The sequence below is a fragment of the Nostocoides vanveenii genome, assembly GCF_039531165.1.
Lineage (GTDB): Bacteria > Actinomycetota > Actinomycetes > Actinomycetales > Dermatophilaceae > Nostocoides_A > Nostocoides_A vanveenii.
Genome location: NZ_BAAAPN010000003.1, coordinates 101,764 through 125,011 on the forward strand (window position 1 = coordinate 101,764; position 23,248 = coordinate 125,011).

General features: G+C 68.2%; 18 protein-coding genes. 15 read left to right on the forward strand and 3 right to left on the reverse strand.

The features are described from left to right. Positions 1–4: 4 nt before the first annotated feature. From ABD209_RS00805 to ABD209_RS00865, 13 genes are all read left to right on the forward strand, one after another. Complete coding sequence (locus ABD209_RS00805) at positions 5–976, forward strand: AAA family ATPase (protein WP_344060726.1); 972 nt, start codon at positions 5–7, stop codon at positions 974–976. Positions 977–982: 6 nt separating this feature from the next. Then, on the forward strand, positions 983–2,242 hold the full coding sequence (locus ABD209_RS00810) for a DUF58 domain-containing protein (protein WP_344060729.1): 1,260 nt from the start codon (positions 983–985) through the stop codon (positions 2,240–2,242). Continuing rightward, the gene (locus ABD209_RS00815) at positions 2,239–4,563 is read left to right on the forward strand and encodes a transglutaminase-like domain-containing protein (RefSeq protein WP_344060732.1); all 2,325 of its coding nucleotides are present in this window, start codon (positions 2,239–2,241) and stop codon (positions 4,561–4,563) included. Before ABD209_RS00810 ends, ABD209_RS00815 begins: the two co-directional genes overlap by 4 nt. Further along, complete coding sequence (locus tag ABD209_RS00820) at positions 4,560–5,987, forward strand: RDD family protein (protein ID WP_344060735.1); 1,428 nt, start codon at positions 4,560–4,562, stop codon at positions 5,985–5,987. Before ABD209_RS00815 ends, ABD209_RS00820 begins: the two co-directional genes overlap by 4 nt. Before the next feature lies 1 nt (position 5,988). Beyond that, positions 5,989–6,846, forward strand: coding sequence for a PP2C family protein-serine/threonine phosphatase (locus tag ABD209_RS00825; protein ID WP_344060738.1), 858 nt, complete (start codon positions 5,989–5,991; stop codon positions 6,844–6,846). Beyond that, a complete protein-coding gene (locus tag ABD209_RS00830; RefSeq protein WP_344060741.1) occupies positions 6,843–8,360 on the forward strand; it encodes an FHA domain-containing protein in 1,518 nt (505 codons plus the stop codon). The genes ABD209_RS00825 and ABD209_RS00830 overlap by 4 nt, the downstream gene beginning before the upstream one ends. After that, positions 8,357–10,003, forward strand: a complete 1,647-nt coding sequence (locus ABD209_RS00835; RefSeq protein WP_344060744.1) for a serine/threonine-protein kinase — start codon at positions 8,357–8,359, stop codon at positions 10,001–10,003. The genes ABD209_RS00830 and ABD209_RS00835 overlap by 4 nt, the downstream gene beginning before the upstream one ends. Then, entirely contained in the window at positions 10,003–10,773 is a 771-nt protein-coding gene (locus ABD209_RS00840) for an FHA domain-containing protein (protein ID WP_324385512.1), read from the forward strand. Before ABD209_RS00835 ends, ABD209_RS00840 begins: the two co-directional genes overlap by 1 nt. Further along, positions 10,770–15,179, forward strand: coding sequence for a type VII secretion EssC family protein (locus ABD209_RS00845; RefSeq protein WP_344060749.1), 4,410 nt, complete (start codon positions 10,770–10,772; stop codon positions 15,177–15,179). Before ABD209_RS00840 ends, ABD209_RS00845 begins: the two co-directional genes overlap by 4 nt. A 217-nt stretch (positions 15,180–15,396) precedes the next feature. Continuing rightward, on the forward strand, positions 15,397–15,678 hold the full coding sequence (locus ABD209_RS00850; RefSeq protein WP_344060753.1) for a WXG100 family type VII secretion target: 282 nt from the start codon (positions 15,397–15,399) through the stop codon (positions 15,676–15,678). An 87-nt stretch (positions 15,679–15,765) separates the two neighbouring features. Next, positions 15,766–16,650: a hypothetical protein gene (locus ABD209_RS00855; protein ID WP_344060756.1), complete on the forward strand. Its 885-nt coding sequence runs from the start codon at positions 15,766–15,768 to the stop codon at positions 16,648–16,650. Between the two features lie 8 nt (positions 16,651–16,658). Then, positions 16,659–17,315, forward strand: a complete 657-nt coding sequence (locus ABD209_RS00860; RefSeq protein ID WP_344060759.1) for a hypothetical protein — start codon at positions 16,659–16,661, stop codon at positions 17,313–17,315. 256 nt (positions 17,316–17,571) lie between these two features. Continuing rightward, the gene (locus ABD209_RS00865; protein ID WP_344060762.1) at positions 17,572–18,225 is read left to right on the forward strand and encodes a hypothetical protein; all 654 of its coding nucleotides are present in this window, start codon (positions 17,572–17,574) and stop codon (positions 18,223–18,225) included. A gap of 283 nt (positions 18,226–18,508) precedes the next feature. Here the strand turns inward: ABD209_RS00865 and ABD209_RS00870 are convergent, their stop codons facing one another. Further along, positions 18,509–18,688: a hypothetical protein gene (locus ABD209_RS00870; protein ID WP_344060764.1), complete on the reverse strand. Its 180-nt coding sequence runs from the start codon at positions 18,686–18,688 to the stop codon at positions 18,509–18,511. Between ABD209_RS00870 and ABD209_RS00875 the strand changes: the two genes are divergently transcribed. Continuing rightward, the gene (locus ABD209_RS00875; RefSeq protein ID WP_344060766.1) at positions 18,687–18,980 is read left to right on the forward strand and encodes a hypothetical protein; all 294 of its coding nucleotides are present in this window, start codon (positions 18,687–18,689) and stop codon (positions 18,978–18,980) included. The genes ABD209_RS00870 and ABD209_RS00875 overlap by 2 nt on opposite strands. Positions 18,981–18,982: 2 nt before the next feature. Next, complete coding sequence (locus ABD209_RS00880) at positions 18,983–20,014, forward strand: serine hydrolase (protein WP_344060769.1); 1,032 nt, start codon at positions 18,983–18,985, stop codon at positions 20,012–20,014. Positions 20,015–20,029: 15 nt separating this feature from the next. On the opposite strand, the gene ABD209_RS00885 is transcribed toward ABD209_RS00880, so the two are convergent. Continuing rightward, on the reverse strand, positions 20,030–21,895 hold the full coding sequence (locus ABD209_RS00885) for a SelB domain-containing protein (RefSeq protein ID WP_344060772.1): 1,866 nt from the start codon (positions 21,893–21,895) through the stop codon (positions 20,030–20,032). Continuing rightward, on the reverse strand, positions 21,895–23,217 hold the full coding sequence (gene selA, locus ABD209_RS00890) for an L-seryl-tRNA(Sec) selenium transferase (protein WP_344060775.1): 1,323 nt from the start codon (positions 23,215–23,217) through the stop codon (positions 21,895–21,897). Before selA ends, ABD209_RS00885 begins: the two co-directional genes overlap by 1 nt. Positions 23,218–23,248 lie beyond the last annotated feature (31 nt).

The following is a 23,248-nucleotide window of genomic DNA, read 5'->3' on the forward strand; positions in this document are numbered from 1 at the left end:
CGTCATGACACTAGCCCCCGAGAACGCCGCGTGGTTCGCCAATATTTTCGGCCAACTCACCGACAACGTCGGGCAAGCCTTGCTCGGCAAGGCGCCGGTCATCCGGCTGGCGTTGACTTGCCTGCTCAGCGAGGGCCACCTGCTGCTCGAGGATGCTCCGGGAACCGGCAAGACCATCCTCGCCCGTGCCCTCGCGGCGACGGTCCAGGGCAGCCACTCCCGCATCCAGTTCACTCCTGATCTGTTGCCCTCGGATATCACCGGCATCACGATGTACGACCAGCGCAAGGGGGCGTGGGAGTTCCACAAGGGGCCGGTCTTTCATGCCATCGTTCTGGCCGACGAGATCAACCGGGCCTCGCCGAAAACGCAATCGGCCCTCCTGGAGGCGATGGGCGAGAGTCAGGTGACCGTCGATTCGGTCCGCTACCCAATCGAGCGGCCCTTCATGGTCATCGCCACCCAGAACCCGATCGAGCAGGCCGGCACCTACCGCCTGCCCGAGGCACAACTGGACCGCTTCTTGATGAAGGCATCGGTCGGCTACCCGGACCGGGCCGCGTCCGTTCAGGTGCTCGCCGGTTCGGCGAATCCCGACCGGACCGCCTCCCTCAAGCCTTTGATCACCACCAAGGCCGTCGCAGAGATGGCCGACGCCGTCAAGGGAAACCACGTCGACGAGGCCGTCCTCGACTACGTCCAGCGCCTGGTCGAGGCCACCCGTGACGACCCGGACACCCAGCTCGGAGTCTCGACCCGCGGCGCGATCGCCATGGTGCGTTGTGCGCGTGTGTGGGCTGCGGCCCACGGCCGCAACTATGTGCTGGCCGACGACATCAAGGAACTCGCCGCCCCGGTCTGGACGCACCGCCTGGTGCTGACGCCCGAGGCGGACTTCGCCGGCTGCACGTCGACGACCGTGATCGCTCGCGCTCTCGCCGGCGTCCAGGCCCCGATGCAACGGGCAGCTCGGTAGGTCTCGATGACGACGGCTTCGGTGGGTCTGGCCTGGCGGCGGCGGGTCTGGTCGCTGCGCGACCGCGCAGTCGACCTCGTCGGCCCGCGAACTGCGCCCGTCCTCGCCGCCGTGCGCCCGTGGACTCGGTCGGTCACCGGGCTCGGTTGGGTCGTCCTGGGCGGCGGTCTGCTGGCCCTCGTGGTCGGCCGTGATCAGGGCTGGACCGAACTGACCGTTGTCGGGCTGACCTTTCTCGTCGTCACGATACTGGCCCTCGCGTGGACGCTCGGGCGGGCGGCCTACGACGCCGACATCGTTCTCGACCGGGACCGGGTGTCCGTCGGCGAGAAGGCTTTCGGGGCCGTGACTGTGCGCAATCGCGCGGGCCGGATGCTGCTCCCTGCCCGGATGGAGCTTCCCGTCGGATCCGGAGTGGCCTCCTTCGACCTGCCTGCCCTGGCCAAGGACGCAGACCACGAGGTCCTCTTCTCGGTCCCGACCAGGCAGCGGGGTGTGATCGCGATCGGACCGGTCCGCTCGGTCCGGGGCGATCCCCTCGGGCTCCTGCGCCGGATGCGGGAATGGACCGGCGCTCATACGCTCTATGTCCACCCGGCCACGGTGCCGATCGAGGCCAGCACCAAAGGCTTCCTCAAGGACATCGAAGGCGTGACAACGCACGACCTGGCCTCGTCCGATGTGGCCTTCCACGCCTTGCGTGAGTACGTCCAGGGAGACGATCTGCGCACGGTGCACTGGCGGACCACAGCACGCGTCGGTCGGCTGATGGTGCGCCAGTTCGAGGAGACCCGGCGCTCCCATCTGCTGCTCATCCTCTCCGTGGCCGAGGCCGACTATGCCGATGCGGATGAGTTCGAGGTGGCCGTCTCGTCTGTGGCTTCCATGGCTCTCCAGGCCCTGCGCGAGGAGCGGCAGGTCAGCGTGGTGGCCGGTCGTGGCCGAATCCGCTTCGCTACCGGGGCCGCACTGCTCGATCAGCTAGCCCCGTTGAGCACGGATGGTCGCGCGAAGCCGTTGCGTGACCTCGCCGCGGACGCCGTCGCCCTGGTGCCCAGCGCATCGATGGCGGCCCTGGTCACCGGGTCGCTCCCCACACCGCGCGTGCTCCGCGCTGCACATTTGGCGGTGCCGGCGCAGGTCGCGGCCTTTGCCGTCCGATGCGTGACGGACGGCCAATGCACACGCCGCCGGATCAGCACCCTGACCGTGATCGACGTCCCGACCCTGGCCGATCTGCCGAGGGCGGTGCGATCGATCCGATGATCGAGAGTCCTCCGCTGAGCGTCGACCCGTCGATACCGCCACCCGACAATCGTGGCGGGGTCCGGGCACTCTCGCGCGCCGCTGCGCTGGACCTGATGGCCATGGCCGGCCTGCTCGGCGTCGGTGCCTGGTCATTCGGCTCTGTTTACGACTCGACGCTGGGCTACCGCGCGGCCTTCGGCGGGCTCCTCGCCGGCCTGACGATCGCGCTGATCGGGGCATGGCGACGGCTCGGTCTGCTGGCCACGGCGGGAGTGACGGCGCTGGCCTACTTCGGCTTCGGCACCGCACTGGCGCTTCCCTCGCTCGGCGTCGCTGGGGTGATCCCGACCCTGAGCTCGCTGCGGCGGCTGCTGCTCCTCGTCGTTCAGGGCTGGCGGGACCTGCTGACCGTGAGCGTGCCGGCCGACGACTTCGTCGGCCCGGCGGTCGTGCCCTTCCTGTCGGCTCTGGTGCTTGCCACGAGCGCGGGCAGCATCGCCCTGCGTGCACGCCGCTACCTCTGGGCGCTCGTGCCGAGTGCCCTGCTGCTCGCGGTCGGCATCCTGTGGGGAAGCAAGAGCGCATCGGGCGCCCCGGCGCAAGGAGTCCTGTTCGGGGCGACGGCACTGGGGTGGGGTTCGTGGCGAGGATCTGCCGCGCGGCGCGCAATAACGTCGGAGTACCTCGAAGGCGACGCCGGCTTCTCGGGTACGGCCGTGCGCCGCGCCGCTGCCGCGGTGGCGACGATCGCCGTGGCCGCCGGTTTGGCCAGCGTCGTCGCTCCCGCATGGGGCGCGACGTCGAATCGACATGTCCTGCGAGACAATGTCATTGCCCCCTTCGATCCGCGCGCGTATGCCAGCCCACTCACCCAGTACCGCTATCTCGAGACCGATCTCAAGAAGCAGGTCCTGCTGACCGTGACCGGCCTCCCCGCCGAGGCGCGACTACGCCTGGCAACCCTGGACACCTTTGACGGCGATGTCTATGCCGTTGAGGCGGCTTCCGCCGGCTATCTGCACATCGGTTCACGCGTCGACGTCGGTTCGCGGCAGGGGAAGCCGACCACCATCGGGGTAAGGGTCGGGAAGTACGCGGGGATCTGGCTGCCCGGCGGTGGCGATGTCCGAGCCGTCCGGTTCACCGGCGACGACGCCAAGCAATGCGCCGACGGGCTCTACTACAACTCGGCGACCGGCACGGTGGCGACCACGGCGGGCGTGGGGGAGGGAACGGCATACGAGATCTCGGTCGTGCTCCCGACCCGGCCCCCGGACGCGCAACTGTCCAGCGCAACGATCCGTCCAGTCGAACTGGCCGTGCCGCGCGCAGTGCCGGACGCCGTGGCGCAAACGGCCGCCGATCTCGCGGGTGAGGCGAGCACGCCATACGGTCAGTTGTCGGCGATCGCCGACCGACTACGCACCGAAGGCTTCTACGCGAACGGCGAGGACGCGGCTTCGCGAAGCGGACACACCGCCGAGCGGATCGGGGTCATGCTCGCGCAACCCGCGCTCGTGGGGGACGACGAGCAATACGCCGTCCTGATGGCACTGATGGCGCGGCAACTCGGGTACCCGGCCCGAGTGGTAATGGGGTTCTATCCCGGGGCGACGTCGAGCCGTGCAGCGGACGGTTCCGTGGCCTTGACGGGCGCGGATGCGCACGTTTGGGTGGAGGTGGCGTTCCAGCCGGACGCGTGGGTGGCCTTCGACCCGACACCGGATCACGACCGCAAGCCGCAGAAGGAGATCAAGAAGCAACGGCTCTCGCCGATGCCGCAAGTGCTCAATCCGCCCGATCCACCACGCAGCGATGCGGATCGGCCCCTCGACTACGAGGGCGTGGCCAAGCCACCCCAGGATGACGAAGGCACACCGCTTTGGGCGCGGATCGGAAAGTATGTCGTGCTCGGGGCCGGTATCTGCCTGGCCTTGGCCAGCCCGCTGCTCGTGCTTCTCCTGCTCAAGCATCGCCGCCGCCGCCGGCGGCTGACTGCACCCACGCTCGCGGAACGCGTCAGCGGCAGCTGGGAAGAACTCCGTGACGCGACGGTCGATCTCGGGGCGCCCCCGTTGCGGTCGGCGACGCGCAGCGAGCACGCAGTTGCCCTGCGTAAGCACTTCCCGGACACCGACGCCGCGCCCATAGCCACCGCGGTCGACGCTCTGGTCTTCTCCGCTGCCGAACCGACACCGGACGACGTGCGGCGCATGTGGTCCGAAGTCGACGTACTCCTTCGCGGCATCCGCCGTTCGGTGCCCACCCGGCGACGGCTCCGGGCCGTCACCTCCATCTCCTCGCTGCGAGCAAAACGCCAATCGAAAGGGCTGTCATGACCATGTCCGCGAGCATTCCCGCCGACGACACCGGCCACCATCCGGCACTGGCCGGCTATGCCCCGGCGTCGACCGGCGAGCGCATCCTCGGGTATCTCCTGGATGCAGTGGTCGGCGGGGTGATCGGCTTCATCGCATTTGTGCCCCTGTTCGCTGCCTTGCTCAGTGTGGGCGGCTCCTCGAGCAGCGATGAGGTGGGCGGCGCGCTGAGCATCGGCTTGGTGGGAGCGATCGCCGTCAACGTCGTCTTCTGTGTGCTCGCCCTCTACGTCCTCTTTGCCAAAGGGTCGCGGGTCGGGGCGATCCTCCTGGGGCTGCAGAATGTCGATGTCCAAACCGGCCGAGTGTCGGGCGGCAAGACCTTTCTGAAGTACCTCCTGCAGAGTCTGGTCATCGGCCTGACCCTCGGGTTAGGCGCCATCCTGCTCGTGGCGACGATCCGCCCAGGTCTAGGCCGCAACTGGTTCGACCGGGCGACTGGCGTGGTCGTGATCAACAACCGGCGAGGCCGCAAGCCTGGCGCACGGGCCGCCGAGACCCCGACGGGCGTGCCAGAACGGATGCCCCCGCCGGCTATTCAGCACGTGGCCTTCCCCGGTTCCGCATCGCCCTTCGGTCAGGGTGCGCCCGCCATTGGCGCCCCGGGAGCCGTCGCTTCCGGCGGTATGCCGTTGCCCTCGGCCCCGCAGCCGGCTCCCGTTTCGCCCCTGGACAGCTGGCAACCCGCCACGGGCCCGTCGGGACTGGCGCCGTCGAACTCTCCGTTCGTCCCGTCACCGCCCAATTCTCCGTTTGCGCCGCCGTCGGCCGGCGGGTTCCCGGGTACGTCAGCGCCATCGGCCTCCCCCCATTCTCCGTCGCCATCCGATGTGTTCCCGGGAGAGCCGGTGGCGCCGGCGTTCGACGTCGGTTACGTCGCTCAACCGGCGGCACCGAGTTTCCCGAACGCCCTGGACTTCGGCGTACCGGCACCGACGCCCACTTTCGCCGAGCCGGCACCTCTCGTGCGGGACATGCGCCCGCCGCAGGAGCCGGTGAGCGCCCCGGTGGCCGGCGGCGGCAACGAACTGGACCGGACCCTGGCCCGCTCGTTCACCACCGTCCGCATCCGCATCGACAATGGCGAGGTCCTGGACATCGACACCCCAGTTCTCCTGGGGCGGAACCCCGGTCAGCTGCCCGGGTTCGAATCGGCGCGCTTGATCCCGGTCGCGGATCTCGCTCGTTCCATCTCGAAGACCCACCTGGCCGTCGGTCCGGATGGAGCCGGCGTCTGGGTCGAGGACCTGAACTCGATGAACGGCGTGCGCGTCACGGTTCCTGGGGGTGCGCCGACGAAAGCCATTGTCGGGCAGCGTTATCCAGTTCCTCCGGGCGGCCGCGTGGAGTTCGGTGATCGCAGCTTCGTCGTCGTTGCCGGCTGATATGACGCAGCACGAGATGATCTTCACGGTCGCCGCAGGTGTTGCGACCGATCGTGGACGGCGACGCCAATCGAACGAGGACGGCTATCTGGCCAGTGCGCCCGTCTTTCTGGTCGCGGACGGTATGGGTGGGCACGTCGGCGGCGCCGCAGCATCTCGTGCCGTCGTGGCGGCCTTTGTCGACAGCATCGCGGGAACGTGGGTGACACCCGCCGGTCTTGATGAGGCTGTCGCGCGAGCGGCCCGCGAGGTGTCCGCCCTACCGGCCTCGGCCCGCTCGGCACCCGGCTCCACAGTCACCGGTGTCGGTATGGCGGAGCAGAATGGGACGCCCTGCTGGCTGGTCTTCAATATCGGGGATTCGCGCACCTATCGGCTCTCCGACGGGGAACTCGAGCAGGTGACGATCGACCACTCCCTCGTGCAGCAACTGCTCGATCACGGCGCAATCGATGCGGTTGAGGCCCGTAGCCACGGCGAACGTAATGTCATCACGCGGGCTCTCGGCGCCGGGATGTCGACTCGGCCGGCCGTCGACCAGTGGCTCCTCGTGGCGGCGCCCGGGGACCGGATACTGATCTGCAGCGACGGCCTGCACGGCGAGCTGACCGACCAGCTGATAGCCGCCACCTTGCTGTCCGTCCCGGAACCGGTGGCCGCGGCGCGGAGTCTTGTGGCCGCGGCGATCGAGGCGGGGGGCCGGGACAATGTCACCGCCATCGTGGTCGACGCGATCGAGGTCGTCGCTGCGCCCCGAGAGTCTACCCCCGCCGCCGACCCGGATGACGTCATGGATCTCGACGGGCCGACCCTCCCCAGGACGATGCGTGTACCCGAACCCTTGGCGGAGTCCGAATGACGCCGGTCGAGGTGACATGGATTGCCGGTGACGACCACGGCCTGGTCTGGCCTGATGGGTTGGCGCTGGTCGATGGTGATCTGGAGTTGTCGGTTGCCGAACAGCTGTGGTCGGTCATGTCCGACGGCAGCGATCTAGCGGGATTCCTCGAGGGGTTGAGCACCGCCTGCGGTGGTCTGTTGGCGATCCCCGGCTTTGCGATCGGCCTTCGATTGTCCGATGGGGTGCACTTCGCCGTCCGTGGAGATTTCCGCGTCCACGCGACGGACGCTGCCGGTGAGCCACTCGACATCAGCGGTGGCGAAGCGGTGACCTGGTCCGAGCGGCTGGTCCCGGGCACAGTGGCGTTCATGCTCTCGGGGCCTGCCGATGCGGAGGGCGTCGCTCGTCGGCTGGCGAACGGTGTCGTGCCCGCCAGCCGGCTCACGAGCGGTCTTCGAACCGGGCAGGACGCCGAAGGAGCGCGCGACGACTTGGTAGAGTCGCCGGAGACCTCCGAGCCGGTGGGCCGAGCCCTCGAGGACGAGGGACTGGTCGTGGGGTTCCCGGGCAACGAGGACCTCGGGGCCACCGCCGCGCCGAACGATCTCGATGTCACTCGACTGCCGGAGGACGACCTGGTCACCCTCCTCCCCGGCGAACTGGATGTGGACGGGCCGATCCCCGGAGCCTTCGACGATCTGTGGGACGCGACCATCGCGCGATCGGTGGAGGAGGCCGCGGTCCGGAACGCGGGCGAGGAACACACGTCCGCAGGCGTGCCCAATCGTCCCTCCGGCCCTGGCGCGCCGTCGCCCGGTACCCCCGCAACCGCGGGTCCGACCCCGGGGACGGGCTCAGGTGCCGATCCATGGTGGCGCAACGCCGACGGACTGATCTCCGGTGTGCCGGTCGGACCCGGCGTCGGCGGCGCCGGGCCCTGGCAGCAGCCCGCCAGGCACGGCGACCACGACGGCGAGACCATCGGCCGCCTGGATCTGGAAGGCCTGGTCCCGGGCATCAGCGATCGACGGGCGGTCGGGCACCCGGGACCAGGCGGCGGGGCATCCGTCGCCCCGGACCCGACAGCTGTCCCTGCTGTCTTCTGCAGCCGTGCTCACCCGAACCCACCTCAGAGCACGGCGTGCCGCATCTGCCGGGAGGCCATCCCGCCTGATGTCGGCCGGCGAGTCGCGCAGCCCGTCGTCGGCCGGATGCGCGCGTCGACGGGCGCGACCTGCGAGTTGATCGGGATCGTCCTGGTAGGCCGCAAACCCAGTGGTGCACGAGGGCACGGCGCGGACCTGCCGCAACTGCTCGTCATACCGGGCTATCCGCACGTGTCGAGCAACCATCTGGAGATCCGGGTGGACGGGTGGACGGTGTTCGCGCGCGATCTCGGTTCGCTGAACGGCACCTTCCTGCGGCGCCGGGGCGAGCAACCCAGCAAGCTGACCGAGCCGATCCCGATCTACAACGGGGACATTCTCGACCTGGGGCACGGCGCATCGGTGGTCTTCGAGGAAATGCCATGAGGCGGCAACAATCCGAGCCGCCGCACATTGAGGGATATGACTTCGTCCGGTTTCTCAAGGGCGGCGGATTCGCCGATGTCTTCATCTATTCCAAGCACCAGCGCAATGTGGCGGTCAAGGTGCTCCTGCGTGATGTTGGAGGCAAGCAAGCGACCTTCGAAGCGGAGGCGCAGGCAATGGCCCGGTTGTCGAACCATTCCAGCATCGTCACCATCTACGACGCCGGGGTCGCCGCCGGCGGTGCGCCCTACCTCATCATGGAGTACTGCAACCGGGGCGACGTTTCACTCGATCTGGTTGCCCGGCCTTACGCCTTGGATCGGGCCCTGGAGATCGCGATTGCGGTCGCGGGTGCCGTGGAGACGGCCCACCGGATGGGCATCCTGCATCGGGACATTAAACCGGCGAACATCCTGTTCACCCAAGGCGGCAAACCCGCGTTGACAGACTTCGGGATCTCAGGCTCGCTGACCGGGCAGAGCGAGGGTCCGGACGCCTTCTCGACGCAGTGGGCGCCGCCAGAGCAGATATCCGGTGGGGCGATGACCCGGGCCGGCGATGTCTATTCGCTGGCGGCGACCTTGTGGACCATGGTGGTAGGGCGCAGCCCCTTCATTCTCGCGGATGGCCCGAACGACAATCTGGCTCTCGTTCGCCGCGTCATGACCGCGCCCGTGCCGCCCACCCGGGTCGTCGGCGTCCCCGAATCCCTGGAGCGCGTGTTGGCCATCGCGATGGCGAAGGATCCCGACCAGCGCTATCAGAGTGCTGCCGAATTCGCATTCGCGCTCAACGCCGTTCAGAACGAGATGCACACTCGCCCCACGCCCTTGGAGGTCCTCACCGACGATGAGGAGATAGAGGCGGACTCGGGCGAGCGAAGCGGAACCGTGGTTTCCGGATACACGCCCGTCGACCCGAGCGGGACGAGCCAGCCGGTCGAGACCAATCGGCATACGTCGCCACGTGCGACGCCCACCTCGCAGCCGGTCGCATCGACTCTCGATCGCGGCGCACCTCACGCCGTCACCGAGAGTTCCACGCACGTGGGTGGTGATCGCCGACTACAGCCCGGTGTCATCGATGCTTTCGGTTCGGGCTCGCCGACGCGAGTGACGCAACTGCCCGCCCTACCGGTGCCCGGGCTCATCGAGGGCGACACCCAGCGGGCCGACCGGACCGGAGATGCTCGGGTGGCGCGACCGCCCGACCCGCCTGTCGATGCCCCCCCGCACGGTGGTTCTCGGGTCGGCGTCATTGCTGCCGCTATCGCGGCCCTGTTTGCAGTCGGCGGAGTCAGTGCGTACCTCATTCTCTCCCAAGGGGACTCAGGAACAACTGCCGGGCAGACGACCAATACGACTGCCGCCCCTGTGGATCCGATCGGCGATGTCGTCCCGCCCCTGGTCGGGTTGACGCTGGCCAAGTCGGGCAGCAAGGTCACGGCGAAGTGGTCGAATCCCGCGCCGCTACCGGGGGATGTCTATCTCTACGGCGTCCTGGATCCGTCGACCGAGTTGACGCTGGTTCAGACGAGCGAGACGCGGGTGACGGTGCCCGCCGTCAAGGGGCGCACGTGTGTGTCGGTCCAGCTTGTCCGACAGACCGGATCCAAGTCCGATCCCATCAAGGAGTGCGTCTGATGACTGACGAAACATATTCCCTGACAGTCGATTTCGCGGGCGAGGTGCATCAACTCGACGGCTCGACCAGCTTTGTCATCGGCCGGGAGGGTGACCTCGTGATCGACGACAATCCGTATCTCCACCGGCATTTCATCGAGTTCAGCCTGGTGGACGGTCTGTGGTGGGTGCGCAATGTGGGATCACGGATCGCGGCCTTCCTCACCGATGGGCAGGGGCTGATGCGGACATCGCTCGCCGCGGGGGCGCGGCTACCGCTCGTCTTCCCGAGCACGCTGCTGACCTTCACAGCGGGTGCCACGGCGTACGAGGTCATCCTGACCACGGACGTGGCGACCTATGAGACCCAGCAACACCGCGTGGTCACGACGGGCGACACCACCATCTCGCCGACCACGTTCACCGAGACTCAGCTGTTGGCCATCCTCGCCCTTGCCGAACCACTCCTGCGGCGCGCCGGATCGGGAGCGGCCGAAGTACCTGCTGCGGTGGATGCCGCGCGTCGTCTCGGCTGGGCGCAGACGCGGTTCAACCGCAAGCTGGACAATGTCTGCGACAAGCTGACTCGCGCCGGGGTGCGCGGCCTGCACGGTAGCCCCGGTGCCGAGGCAAGCAATAGGCGCCTACAACTCGTCGAGTATGCCGTTTCCACCCTCCTCGTCACGCGCTCCGACTTGCCCCTCCTCGATCGTGAGGCACGCAAGAACGCCACCGTCCTGGCCCGCGCCGCTCAAGGCCACCCGATCGAGGACCCGGGAGACGACGAATGAGAATCCGGCTCACCCTGCGGCGTCCCGACGGCAGCCGCGCCAATGTGCAAATCGTGGCGGACGGGACGGCGACGGCCGGGGATATGGCGGCGGCGCTCGCGGCGGGGGAGGACGGCAGGGCCGATCCGGGACGACGGGACCTGACCTTGCGCTTGCTCGGATCGCGCGGCGAGGGGGCGACCCTGGCGCCGGCGACGCCGGTCCTGGAGGCCGGGCTCCGCTCCGGGGCAACCGTCGAACTGGCTCATGCCGCGGCAGCCGGCAAGGCGGATCGGGGCAGCGTGGGCGCGCTGCTGCGCGTCGTGACCGGGCCGAACTCCGGGCTCGAGGTGCAACTGCCCATCGGATCGAGCGACTTCGGTCGTTCTCACGATTGCGATGTTCGCGTCAACGACCCGCTTGTCTCGAAGCGCCACGCACGAATCAACGTCGGAGATCGAGTGGACATCGTCGACACAAACTCGGCCAATGGTGTCGTGATCGGGGGGGTCCGCGTCGCGCGGGCCACGCTGGGCAATGGGGACTTGGTCACCGTCGGGGCGACGACGTTCACCGTGTCCCAACTGCAGACGTCCGTGCAGGGTGAGGCAACCAGCGATGTGGCCTTCGTCCGTCCGCCGCGGGTCCTGGAACGTCCCAGGTCTGAGTCCATGGCATTGCCGGATGCGCCGCGGGCGCCCCGAGCGAGCTTCTTCCCCTGGGTGGCGATGATGGCGCCCCTGCTGATGGGGACGGTCATGTTCGCCTTCAACCGCACACCGCAGGCCGTGCTCTTCATCATGATGAGCCCGGTGATGATGGCGGGGAGCTTCTTCGGCCAGAAGGTCGACTCGCGGCGCCAGCTCAGGCTCGACCTCGCGACCTTCGAGAAGGATCTTGAGCGGGTGACGACCGAGGTGCGCCACGCGCATGATCGAGAACGCGAACAGCTGCTGAACGTGCACCCATCAGTGGCCCAGTGCGTGCAGGCCGCAGCGAGCCTGAGCCCGGTGATGTGGTCCCGCCGTCCCGAACACCCGGAGTTCCTCCAGACCCGACTCGGCATCGGCGCAGTCGAGCCCAAGTGCATTGTGGAGCGGCCGAAACGCGTCGGTGTCCCGGAGTGTGTGGACAAGGTCGTCGCGGCCCACCAGTCGTTGCTGACGCTACGTGACGCCCCCGTGGTTGCCGACCTGCGCTCGGTCGGCGGAATCGGCCTCAGCGGTGACCGGGGGCCAGTGGACGATGTCGCCCGCGCCCTCGTCGCGCAGATCGCCATCCTGCATTCGCCGGCCGAGGTCGTGCTGTGCGTTCTGACGTCGAGCGCGGGCAGGCAGCGCTGGTCGTGGCTCGAGTGGCTGCCCCATGTGGCCTCGCCGCACTCACCCGTCAGCCAACACCTGGTGGCCGACGCCATCAGCGGGACGAGCCTCTTGGGTCAGATCGAGGACGTGATCGACGTGCGTCGGCAAGCGTCCGGAGCGACGGCGGCGGCGAGGGGCCCCCTGGTCAAGGACGAGGACCGCCCGCAATCTCCGTTGCCGGCCGTCGTGGTCATCGTTGATGAGTCGCTGGTGGATCGCGGCCGGTTGACCCGCGTGGCCGAACGCGGTCCGGATTTCGGTGTTTTTGTGGTGTGGGTCGCCACCAGCAGACACGTGATTCCGGGTGCCTGCCGGACGTTCGTGGACATCGGTTCGACGAACCCGGTCGCGGGCATGGTCCGCACCGAGAAGACGCTGAACCCCTTGCATTGCGAGGGTCTGGACCTGGCCACGGCGGCGCAAGTGGCTCGACAACTTGCGCCGGTGACCGACAGCGGGGCACCCACCGACGACGATAGCGATGTGCCACGGTCGGTCCCTCTCGTCGCTCTTTACGACGACGCCTCTCCCGACGATCCGGAAGCGGTGCTGGCCGGCTGGCGCGAGAACGGCTCGCTCACCGTGCGCGACGGAACGCCCGCGCTGGCCGTGGGCCGCCCTGCCGGCTTGCGGGCGTTGGTCGGGCATACCGGGTCGGAGAAGTTCGCGCTGGACTTGCGCACCCAAGGGCCGCACGCCCTGGTGGGGGGAACTACGGGTGCCGGCAAGAGCGAATTCCTGCAGGCCTGGGTCCTCGGGCTGGCGCGTGCCTACAGCCCGGACCGAGTCGCCTTCCTGTTCGTCGACTACAAGGGCGGAAGCGCATTTGCCCGGTGCGTGGATCTGCCGCACACGGTGGGGATGGTTACCGATCTCTCGCCCTACCTCGTCCAGCGCGCGCTGAAGAGCCTACGGGCGGAGTTGCGCTTCCGCGAGCACCTGTTGAACGACAGGGGCAAGAAGGACCTGATCGATCTCGAACGCACAGGAGATCCGGACTGCCCACCCAGCTTGATCATCGTCGTAGACGAATTTGCGGCCCTCGTCGGTGAGGTGCCGGAGTTCGTCGACGGCGTGGTCGACGTCGCCCAGCGTGGTCGCTCCCTGGGGCTGCATCTCATTCTGGCGACCCAACGCCCCGCGGGTGTCATCAAGGACAACCTGCGAGCCAATACCAACCTGCGGATCGCCCTGCGGATGGCCGACGAATCCGACTCATCGGATGTGCTGGGCACCCCGATGGCGGCCCACTTCGATCCCGGCACCCCCGGGCGCGGCGCGGCCAAGACCGGGCCGGGGCGGATCATGCAGTTCCAGTCCGCGTATCCGGGGTCACGCACACCAGCGACGCCCCAAGCGCCACCGATCCAGGTCTCAAGCCTGGACTTCGGTGCGGGGCGAAGCTGGACCCCGCCGGCTGTGAAGTCTGCGCCCGCCCCGGTCGCCACGGACCTCGATCGGATTACGGCCTCGATCGCCGCGGCGGCGCAGTTGGGGCGCGTGCCGGCGCCGCGAAAGCCTTGGCTGGACTCCTTGGCGGATATCTACAACCTGCGTCTGCTCACCCAGCGCAGCGACGATGCGCTCGTCCTTGGCGTGCTCGACGATCCAGAGAATCAGCGGCAGATCGCGGAGCATTTCCGGCCCGACGTCGACGGGAACATCCTCTACTACGGAGCGACCGGCTCGGGGAAGTCGGCGGCACTTCGGACGTTGGCGGCGGCCGCGGCGATCCTGCCTCGTGGAGGCGTGATTCACGTCTATGCCCTGGACTTCGCCAGTGGCGCGCTGGCGTCGCTCGAGACCTTGCCGCACGTCGGTGCAGTGATCCGCGGCGAAGACGAAGAACGAATCCGTCGCCTCATCAGGCGGCTGGTGGCCGTCGTGGACGAACGCACCGAGCGCTTCTCCGCGGTGCGTGCGGCCACTCTCAAGGACTACCGGGAGTTAGCCGGCGCGCCCAACGAGCCGCGGATCCTGGTGCTCGTCGATGGTTTCGGAGCCTTCCGGTCGGAGTATGAAGGCTCCATCCATCTCGACGCTGTCTACACCGCCTTCCTGAAGATTGTCGGCGAGGGGCGCGCACTCGGCATCCACGTCGCCATGACGGCCGACCGCCCGAATGCCGTCCCGACGACGGTGGCGGCAAGCTTCCTACGCCGAGTGGTGCTGCGCCAGGCCGACGAGGATGGCTACCTGGCCCTGGGCGTGCCGCGTGACATCCTCACGCCCGCCAGCCCACCCGGCCGTGCCCTCCAGGCCGACAAGCCGCAGGAGTTGCAGTTGGCGATCTTCGGTGGCGAACGCAGTGTTGCGGTCCAGGCCCGGCTCCTGGAGGAACTCGCTCAGACGGTGGCTCACAAGCTGCCCGTGCGGCCCGAGCCGGTGCGCGCGCTGCCCGCACTGATCACGGCGGCGCAAGTGCCCGCGAGCGTCGCCGGCCGTCCGGTGGTGGGCGTTTCGGACGAGTCCCTGCAGCCCATCGGATTCGACCCGTCCGGTCCCATACTCGTGGCCGGCGGTGCTCAAGTTGGCAAAACGTCGGCTCTTCGCTGGTTTGCTGAGTCCCTGCACCGCGCGTATCCGAGAGCGGAGCTTTTCCACTTCTCGCATCGCAAGTCGCCCCTGTCGGGATTGGCACTTTGGCGCGAGTCGCAGCACGATCCGGAGCAATCAGTGCAGCTCGCGTCCCGCTTGGCGTCGAGCCTTGCGAGTCCGCCGCCGGACACCGGACCAGGCGTGGTTGTCATCATCGAGAATCTGCCTGCCTTCGTCGATGGGCCCGTGGATGACGCATTGCGTGAGCTGGCGGTGCTCGCCAAGAAGCACGGACACCCGATCGTGGCTGACGGCGACACCTCGGACTGGACGACCTACTCCGATTTGCTGCGTGAGTTCCGTTCGGCACGAACGGGTTTGGTTCTGAAGCCCAGCACAGACGATGCCGACAACCTGCTCAACACGCCGACGCCGCGAACCCGTCCCGCGGACTTCCCTCCCGGGCGGGGCTACTGGATCGCGTCCGGGAAGTACGTCAAGGTGCAGATTCCGGTCGCCGAATGACGTGCTTGTGTCGTCAAATCTGAGGACTGGCGAGACCTCGCGGCTGGTGCCAATGTCAACCCGTGGCCAAGACAACAATCGAGCATTGGCTGCTGGTCTCGCGCCTCGGTGCGTTCGTTGACTCGGCGTGGGTCGCCGAACCCATCGACATTCCGGTAACGAGTCCGTAGGTTCATCAACAGCCAGAGAGCCTGGTTCAGATTCAAGGAGGAAAGTCATGGCCAGTATCACCCATGGTATGAACGTCGAAAGCGTTCGCGACATTGCCAAGCAACTTGACGGGCAGGCGCACGTCGTGGATCAAGTCATTGGCGCCGTTGACAAGCTGATCAGCCAGACGCAGAGTGACTGGGTGGGCAAGGACTCGCAGCAGTTCCAGCAACTTTGGCACGGCCAGTACAAGGGGCAACTGCAGAAGCTCAAGCAGGAACTTTCCGATCTCGCGGTGAAGGCGCGCAGTAGCGCTCGGAGTCAGGAAGACGCTTCGAACCAGCTCTGACATCTCTCCCGCGCGGGGTCGAGCAATCGGCCCCGTCGGCGGGCTTTGGTGCATCGCCAATAGTGAGACAAAGGAGGTGAATCGCCAGTGGCAATCACGCATGGCATGAACGTCGACTCGGTCAAGAGCATCGCTCGTGGCCTCGATCAACAAGCGAACTCTCTCGACCGCGTGCTCCAGGACGCCGGCCGTGCTCTTGGGCAGGCTGAGTCGATTTGGCGGGGCAATGACCGAGCGAGCTTCAGCGCTCGCTGGACGGGCGTGCATCGACCCGCACTCATTGGTCTTCGCGACGATCTGAGGCACCTCGCGAAGCGCGCTCAGGACAATGCCGCGGCGCAGGAGCGCCACAGCGATCATCTCATGGCGACCGCGGGAGGTAGTTCTGACGGCACCGGTGGCGGCGCCGGTCCCTTGACCCCCGAATTGCTCGACGTCTGGCGTCAAGTCGTCGGTGGTAAGGACGCCGAGCTTCAACAGTGGCTCGACGACAGCGGCTTATCCAGCGCCAACGACATACTCCGATTCTTCGACAACGTCCTCAGCAGTTCGGTCGCAAAGAACATCGCCGACTTTGGTCCACTCAAGTACGCAAACCTCGCTGCTGATACCGTCGCCGTCACCAATGATCTGACTATCTTGTTCGACGGGACGAAGTCCTTTGAAGACCGCTTCTTCGCCTTCACGGATGCCACGTCGAAGATCATCGACAAAATGGGGCCGGTCGGTCAGCTCGGTTCCATGAGCATTGACATTTGGACATTCAACGCGCAGATGGCGATGGAGACGGACTGGTCCGCGCAGGGCTTCGAAGACTTCAAGAATGGCCTGTTCCCACCCGGAACCGATTACAGCCCCCAAGGTATCGCGGACACCTTTACCTACGCGTGGCAGCACCCAGGTGAGACGGGTGAGGCCTTCAACGAAAGCATCTACGACCTTTGGGGATGGAAGTTTTGGCCCAAGAATTGATGTCCAAGGTGTCATCCGTCGTCCTCACGGACGACGAAATTTGCGCGATTTCGTACGCCGTCAAGCGGCCCTGGCCGACCCCCTTGGCCACGGTGGATTTGGGCCGGTACGAAGCCTTGATCGCGGCGGTCGCCCGGGGATCGAGGTCGCTCATTGCGCGAGGAATTCTCGCGGCCGACGGTGGGAGCGAGGCACTGGTCCTGGCCACCGAGCCGCTGCGTCGCAGCGCGGTTGTCACCCTGGGAGATGTCTCCGCAGATCTCGCGCCTGTGTCCGATGGGGTCCGCGTCGTCGTGTTCGAGCGTTCGACTCCTGAGTGCGCCACCTGGGCCATTCTCCCCGGAGGGTTGCACTCGTTTGCGCCGGGTGAGCGTGCGGACGTCATCGCTGAAATCGCCGGTTTGCTGGCCGCCCGCGCCTCAACCGCGGCTGCGGACCCTGATGCTTCCGCCCCAGAGCTGCTGATCACGGGCCATAGCTCGTCAAGCGGGTCCGTCGGCCTGGTCGCCGGACGGGTTTGCCGGCGGCTGACCGATTGGGACGCGACGACCGGGCAGTTTGGGAAGGCGGAACCGCTCCCGTCGACGCTTGTCACAGATCGCACGTGGTGGCAGGAGGCCGTAGCCGTCCTGTGGCCCGGCGAGGAATCGAGCGGCAGGCTCTAGTGAACCCCCGCCCGCCTGCTCGCGGACTGGCCGGAAAGGCCCCAACCACATGACGGCCAAAGCACCGACGACATACTGCTCGGGGTGCGGGGCGCCGGTGGCCGGGGAATTCTGTGGCGTCTGCGGGACGAGGCTGACCGGGGCGGGGGGCCGGTTGGGCGACGGCCGTTTGGACGGGCCTACGCGGGCAACTGACGTGGAGGCCGTCTCGTTCAGCGGTGGGCCAACGCCTCAGCCCGGTCGTGGTCCGCTGCGTATGGTCACGATTTTCCTCGGCGCGCTGGTCGCGTGCCTGCTCGGCGTCTTGGGCTATGTCGTACTGCGCGGCCGCGGGTCGGAGCTCGCCGCGAGTGGCATAACGACTTCATCCGCGGCTGGGGCGACGTCCAGCCCGTCGAGTGTCACGTCATCCCAGACGACACCCACCGAGGACGAAATTGCGAGTCATGAGCCCAAGCCGACCGAGTCCGAAACCAGCGAGACCAGGTCACCCGGCGCGATTGCGCTCGCCGAGCTGAAGTCGCTGCGCCGGGACGGCCTGGCGGGCCTGCGACTGGACGGCCGCTGGGTGATCCAGTTGGCCAGCAAGTTCAACGGGGTGTCGGACAAGAGCCTCGTCGCCGCCAACGGCAGCCATGTCTTCTATTACCCGGACATCGTGGCCGAGTACCGCGACCTGGAACAGCGGATGGCGGGGTACGGCTATCCGACCATGATGCTTCTCGCCAGCGATTTCGGGAGCCGACAGCGCCCCGAGAACCGGACGATCTGGGTGACGCTCACGGACCCCGGCGGCATCAGCAACTTCGAGTCGGGACAGTATTTCTGCGCGCAGATCTACCCCGAACTCAGTGGTAGGGATCGCGAAAACGTCTGCATGCCGCGGCGATTCATCCCGCCGGGAGACTGACGATGGCTACCTGCGTCATTTGCGGAGATGCGCTGTCACCTGATTCCGACTTCTGCGGCGGTTGCGGGTCGCCGAGAGCGCTCGCATTGGCCCCGGCCACCGGGCACCCGAGAGAATCGCCAGCGGGCCGTGCACACCGGACACCGGGCCCTTCTGCTGAGGAACCTCATTGGACGCACGGAATCGAGACAAGCCCGACTCCGCCGTCCCGCAGGTCGAACCCCGGGCGTGGGCTGATTGCTGGACTGGCAGCCCTGGTACTCGGGGGGATGGGTGCGGGCGGCTACCTGCTGCTTCGCGGATCCGCCGATCCGCTCTCGGCCACGAACTCGAATGCACCCGCTTCCAGCGCCACGGCCGTACAGCCGACGTCGCCCTCGAGCGCAGGCGCCGTCGAGTCGACGTCGGCCGCTTCGACCCACTCGAACTCGGGTGCGACTGCCGAACGGCGGGTCATCACCATGCTGGAATCCGCGACGGCGTGTCGGGCCTTCGACGACAGTCGCCTCTCGACGGCATACAGCGGGAATGACGTCACCAGTTGCCCGTTTGCGGAAGCCGTACGGACGGCGTATGTCCGCGCTCTCGGTTCTAAGCGCTATTCGGACGACGTCGTCGGCACCCTGAAGATCCGCGCACACAGCCCGGTAACGAAGAAGGACTACGTCATGACGTGCACCGACACCAACCCGGTGATGTGCCGCGGCGGGAACAACGCGGTGGTCTACATCGCGTCCTACCAGGATGCGGGCTGAGCGTGAACCGCACTCGGTCGCGGCGCCCACGCTTCCGGGCTCTGCCGGTAGCGCGAGTGATGGTCTTCGCCATCGTGGCCTTGGCGGCCGGACCGGCCATTGTGATCGGCTACGACCGGCTCCATCCGGTGGCAATGTCGTCACCGACCGCCGGCCCGAACTCGGCCAGCTCAGCCATTTCATCAACCGGTGTGCCCCGGCTGACGCCGGCTCGGTCGCGGGCTCCGTCCGGATCGGTCACGACGATTTCCCCAGCCGAGTCAACGACGTCCGCCCCCTCTGCGACCGGATCGTGGGAGGTCCGGGGGGCCCCGGCCGAGGTGGCGGCGAGCTTCGAGGAAGCGACTCGGGGCCTGGGCGTGGTCGGGGTGGCATACGCGGTCGTGGGCCGTGGCGGGCTGATTCGGACGCTCGGGACGTGGCGCACCGGCCCGGCCTGGTCGACCTCGAAAGTACCCGTCGCCATTGCCGCCGGCCGCCACCCGACCGGCGAAACGCAACAGCTCATCCAGGCCGCGTTGACGCGCTCCGACAACGCAGCGGCCGAGGCGCTCTGGGCCAACCTCGGCGGCGGAGGGACTGCGGCCGCGCTGGTGGATGACCAGCTGCGCCGGCTCGGTGATGACGAGACCCGCGTTCAGGCCAGCCGGGTGCGCCCGCCCTTCACACCATTCGGTCAGACGATGTGGTCGCTCGAGGCTCAAGTCCGAGTCGCGGCCACGCTCTCCTGTAGCCCCGACCGGACTGACCGAGCCATCCTCGCAACGATGGGAAAGGTCGTGCCAGAACAGCATTGGGGCCTTGGCCGCTTCGACGGTGCGGCCTTCAAGGGCGGGTGGGGTCCGAATCCCGCGGGTCGCTACCTCGTCCGGCAATTCGGGCTGATCAAGCTGAACGGGGTCACCCTCGCGGTGGCGATGGCCGTCGAGCCCAGTAGTGGCAGCTTCGCATCCGGGACAACAGCCCTGGGTGTGGTGACGGGGTGGCTTGCCCAGTCGGGTCTGCCTGGAACGATGCCTGTCCCGGGCTGTTGAGTCCCACGCGGCGGGTCACGTGGAGCGGGCGGGGGTGACGACCTCGCGATGGGTCGTGTCAATGCGGCGGGTCCAGCCGCGCGCGTCCAGGTGCTCGAGCAGGGGGATGACCACGCGGCGGGTGGTGCCGAGGGCGGCGCGGGCTTGGCTGGTGGTGAAGGGTTGCGGGAGTCCGGCGAGCACCCGCATGGCTCGCGCCGGGCCATCCGGAGCGAGGACGATGTCGCCGGGCAGCCGGACGATCTGACCGTCCGCCTCGGCTGCCGCGAGGTGCGCCGAATCCAGCCCGGCAGCATCGAGTTCGGGCTGTTCCGGTGCGGCACAAGGACTTTCGGCGAGCCGATCGAGGATTTCGTCCAACGCCGTTTGCGCCTGGCCTAAGGCGGGACGGGCACCGGGCAGTCGAACCCGGGCGCCGGCCACCTGCAGGCCCGCCAGGCCGGCGACGGCCTTGACCATCCCGAGGTCCGGGATCCCCACCGCGCGACGGGCCGACTCCAGCGACAACGCCGGATCGAGCAAGTGGGTGCGCGCGCGCGTCGACGCCACCTCCAGCAGGCGCTTCTCCCAGCCGCGGAGATGGTCGATCGAGACGAGAAATTCACCGAGCCGGACCATGCCGGCCAGGGCATCGCCCGCCATCACGACGGGAGCCGTCGCCACACTGACAGCCGCCTCGAGCCCGTCGCGCCCGTGACCGAGGAGGTCTGCAAGCGTCGGCGCCTCAAACCCCAGCAGAGCGGCATCGCGCAACCCGAGAATCCCGCGCCGGGCCACCTCGACGGCAAGGGGGTCTAGTTGCTTTCCTTCCAGCGCAGCCAGTTCCGCGGCCCGAGCCGAAGCGGCGCCGCGTCGTCGAAGGGAAGGCGGTGCGCTGGCCAGCACTTCTGCGCCGACCAGAACGCCGTCGTCGCCGGGGTCGCGCAGGATCGCCCGATCGCCCCGCTCCAACGGCAAGGTCCCTTCCCAACTCACCCGCGCATACGCGCCGTCCAGCGAACGGACCCTGGCGGGCACGGCGGCCGAGCCCACGTGCAGGGTCAGATGCGTGGGAAGGTCGGTCGCCGGCCTACCGACGCGGACGTCGATCGCCGACGTCTGGGCCCACGCGCCGGGCGTCAGCAGGGCGTCGCCACGGACGACGTCATCGGGCGAGAGCCCGCGGACGTTGACGGCCACGCGCGCCGGCCCGGTCACCATCTCGACCGCCGTGCCCAGCGTATGCAGCCCGCGCACGACGTATGCCTGCTCCGCCACCTCGACCCGGTCACCCACCCGAAGCGTCCCGTCACCCAGCGTCCCGGTGACGACCGTCCCGCTGCCGCGGATCGTGAACGCCCGGTCGATCCACAGGCGCAGCCGAGCGCTCGGATCGGGTTCCGGCACAAGCGAACACGCGGCATCGAGCGCGGCGCGCAGATCCTCCAGGCCGTCGCCGGTCAGCCCTGAGACTGCGACTGACGCGACCTCGCCCAGGGACGTCTTGGCGATCCGCGAGGTCGCGTCGGCGAGGACGGGCGCGGGGTCGGCCAGATCGCTGCGGGTGACCGCCAGCACGCCATGCTGGATCCCGAGCGCGTCGATCGCCTGCAGGTGTTCGGCCGACTGCTCGCACCAGCCGGAGTCCGCGGCGACGACGAAGAGCACCACGGGCACCGGGCCGAGCCCGGCGAGCATATTGCCGATGAAGCGTCGATGGCCCGGGACGTCGACGAAGGCAACATCGCCCGAGCCGGACAAGGTCGTCCACACGAAACCCAGGTCGATGGTCAGGCCGCGCCGTCGCTCCTCCGCCCACCGATCCGGCTCCATGCCGGTCAGCGCGCGAACCAGCGTCGACTTGCCATGGTCGACATGCCCCGCGGTGGCGACGACGAACATCAACTTCCCCCTTCGGCGATCTCCCGCACGCGGGCGGCCAATGCCGGCTCGTCGACGGGATCGATGCAACGCAAGTCGATGAGGCACCGGCCGGCGTGCGTGCGCGCGACCACGCACGGCCGACCCGTGCGCAGGGGCACGGCATACGTCTCGGGGATCGCCACCGCCCACCCGGGGAGCGGGACGCCGGGCGCGCCACCACCGCCGACGGCACCCGTGGCAGCGACGACCTCAGCGTCGATGTCGCCGAGGGCCCGAGCGAATCCGATTGTGCGCGAATGCATTTCATCGGCAGACGTGTGAAGTGCGCGCTCGACGCCAGTCGGCGGCCCCGTCAGGGTGGACTCCAGGGCGGCCAGGGTCAGCTTGTCCACGCGCAGTGCGCGTGCCAATGGGTGACGCCGCAACCGCTCGATCAGATCGGCCCGCCCGAGCACGATCCCGGCCTGCGGGCCCCCGAGCAGCTTGTCGCCGCTCGCCGTCACCAGGTCGGCCCCGTCGGCCAGCGTGGACGCCGCGTCGGGCTCCTCGGGAAGCATCGGATCCGACTGCAGGAGGCCGCTCCCGATGTCGACCACAAGGGGAATCTCGTTCTCCGACAAGGCATGTGACAGCTCGGCGCAGCCGACTGTGCGCGTGAAGCCGTTGACACGGAAGTTGCTGGGATGCACCTTCAGGACGAAGCCGGTGTCCGGACCGACCGCGGCCCGGTAGTCCGCCAGATGGGTCCGATTGGTCGTCCCCACCTCGCGCAGCCGTGCGCCGGTCGATTCCAGCAGGTCCGGCAGGCGGAAGCCGTCGCCGATCTCGATCAGCTCGCCCCGGCTCACCACGACCTCGCGCCCCGCGGCCAAGGCGCTCGCGGCCAGAGCAAGGGCTGCCGCGCCATTGTTGACGACCAGCGCAGCCTTGGCGCCGGGCACGGCGGACAGCAGGGCATCCAACGCCCCCCGCCCCCGCTGGGCGCGCGCACCGGTCCCCACATCGAACTCGACGTCGACGTACCCCGCCGCCACCCGGATCGCCTCGATCGCCGCCTCGGTCAGAGGAGCGCGGCCGAGATTGGTATGCACGAGCACTCCGGTCGCGTTCAGCACTCGCCGCAGGCTGATGGGCACCTCTCGCGCGTGGGCGATCTCCGATCGGGCCGAACCGGCTACTTCGTCCGGGCCGATCTCGCCGGACCGGGCCCGAGCCTGCGCGGCGCGGACGGCGGCCCGGACTCGCGGCATACCGAGTTCGGGGATCGCGGCAGCGAGCGCGGGATGGGCGAGCAGCACGTCCGTGCGCGGGATCGCCCGGCGCGGATCCGTTGTCGTCACTGACCCTGCTCCCATCTGCACCCTTGTGCCT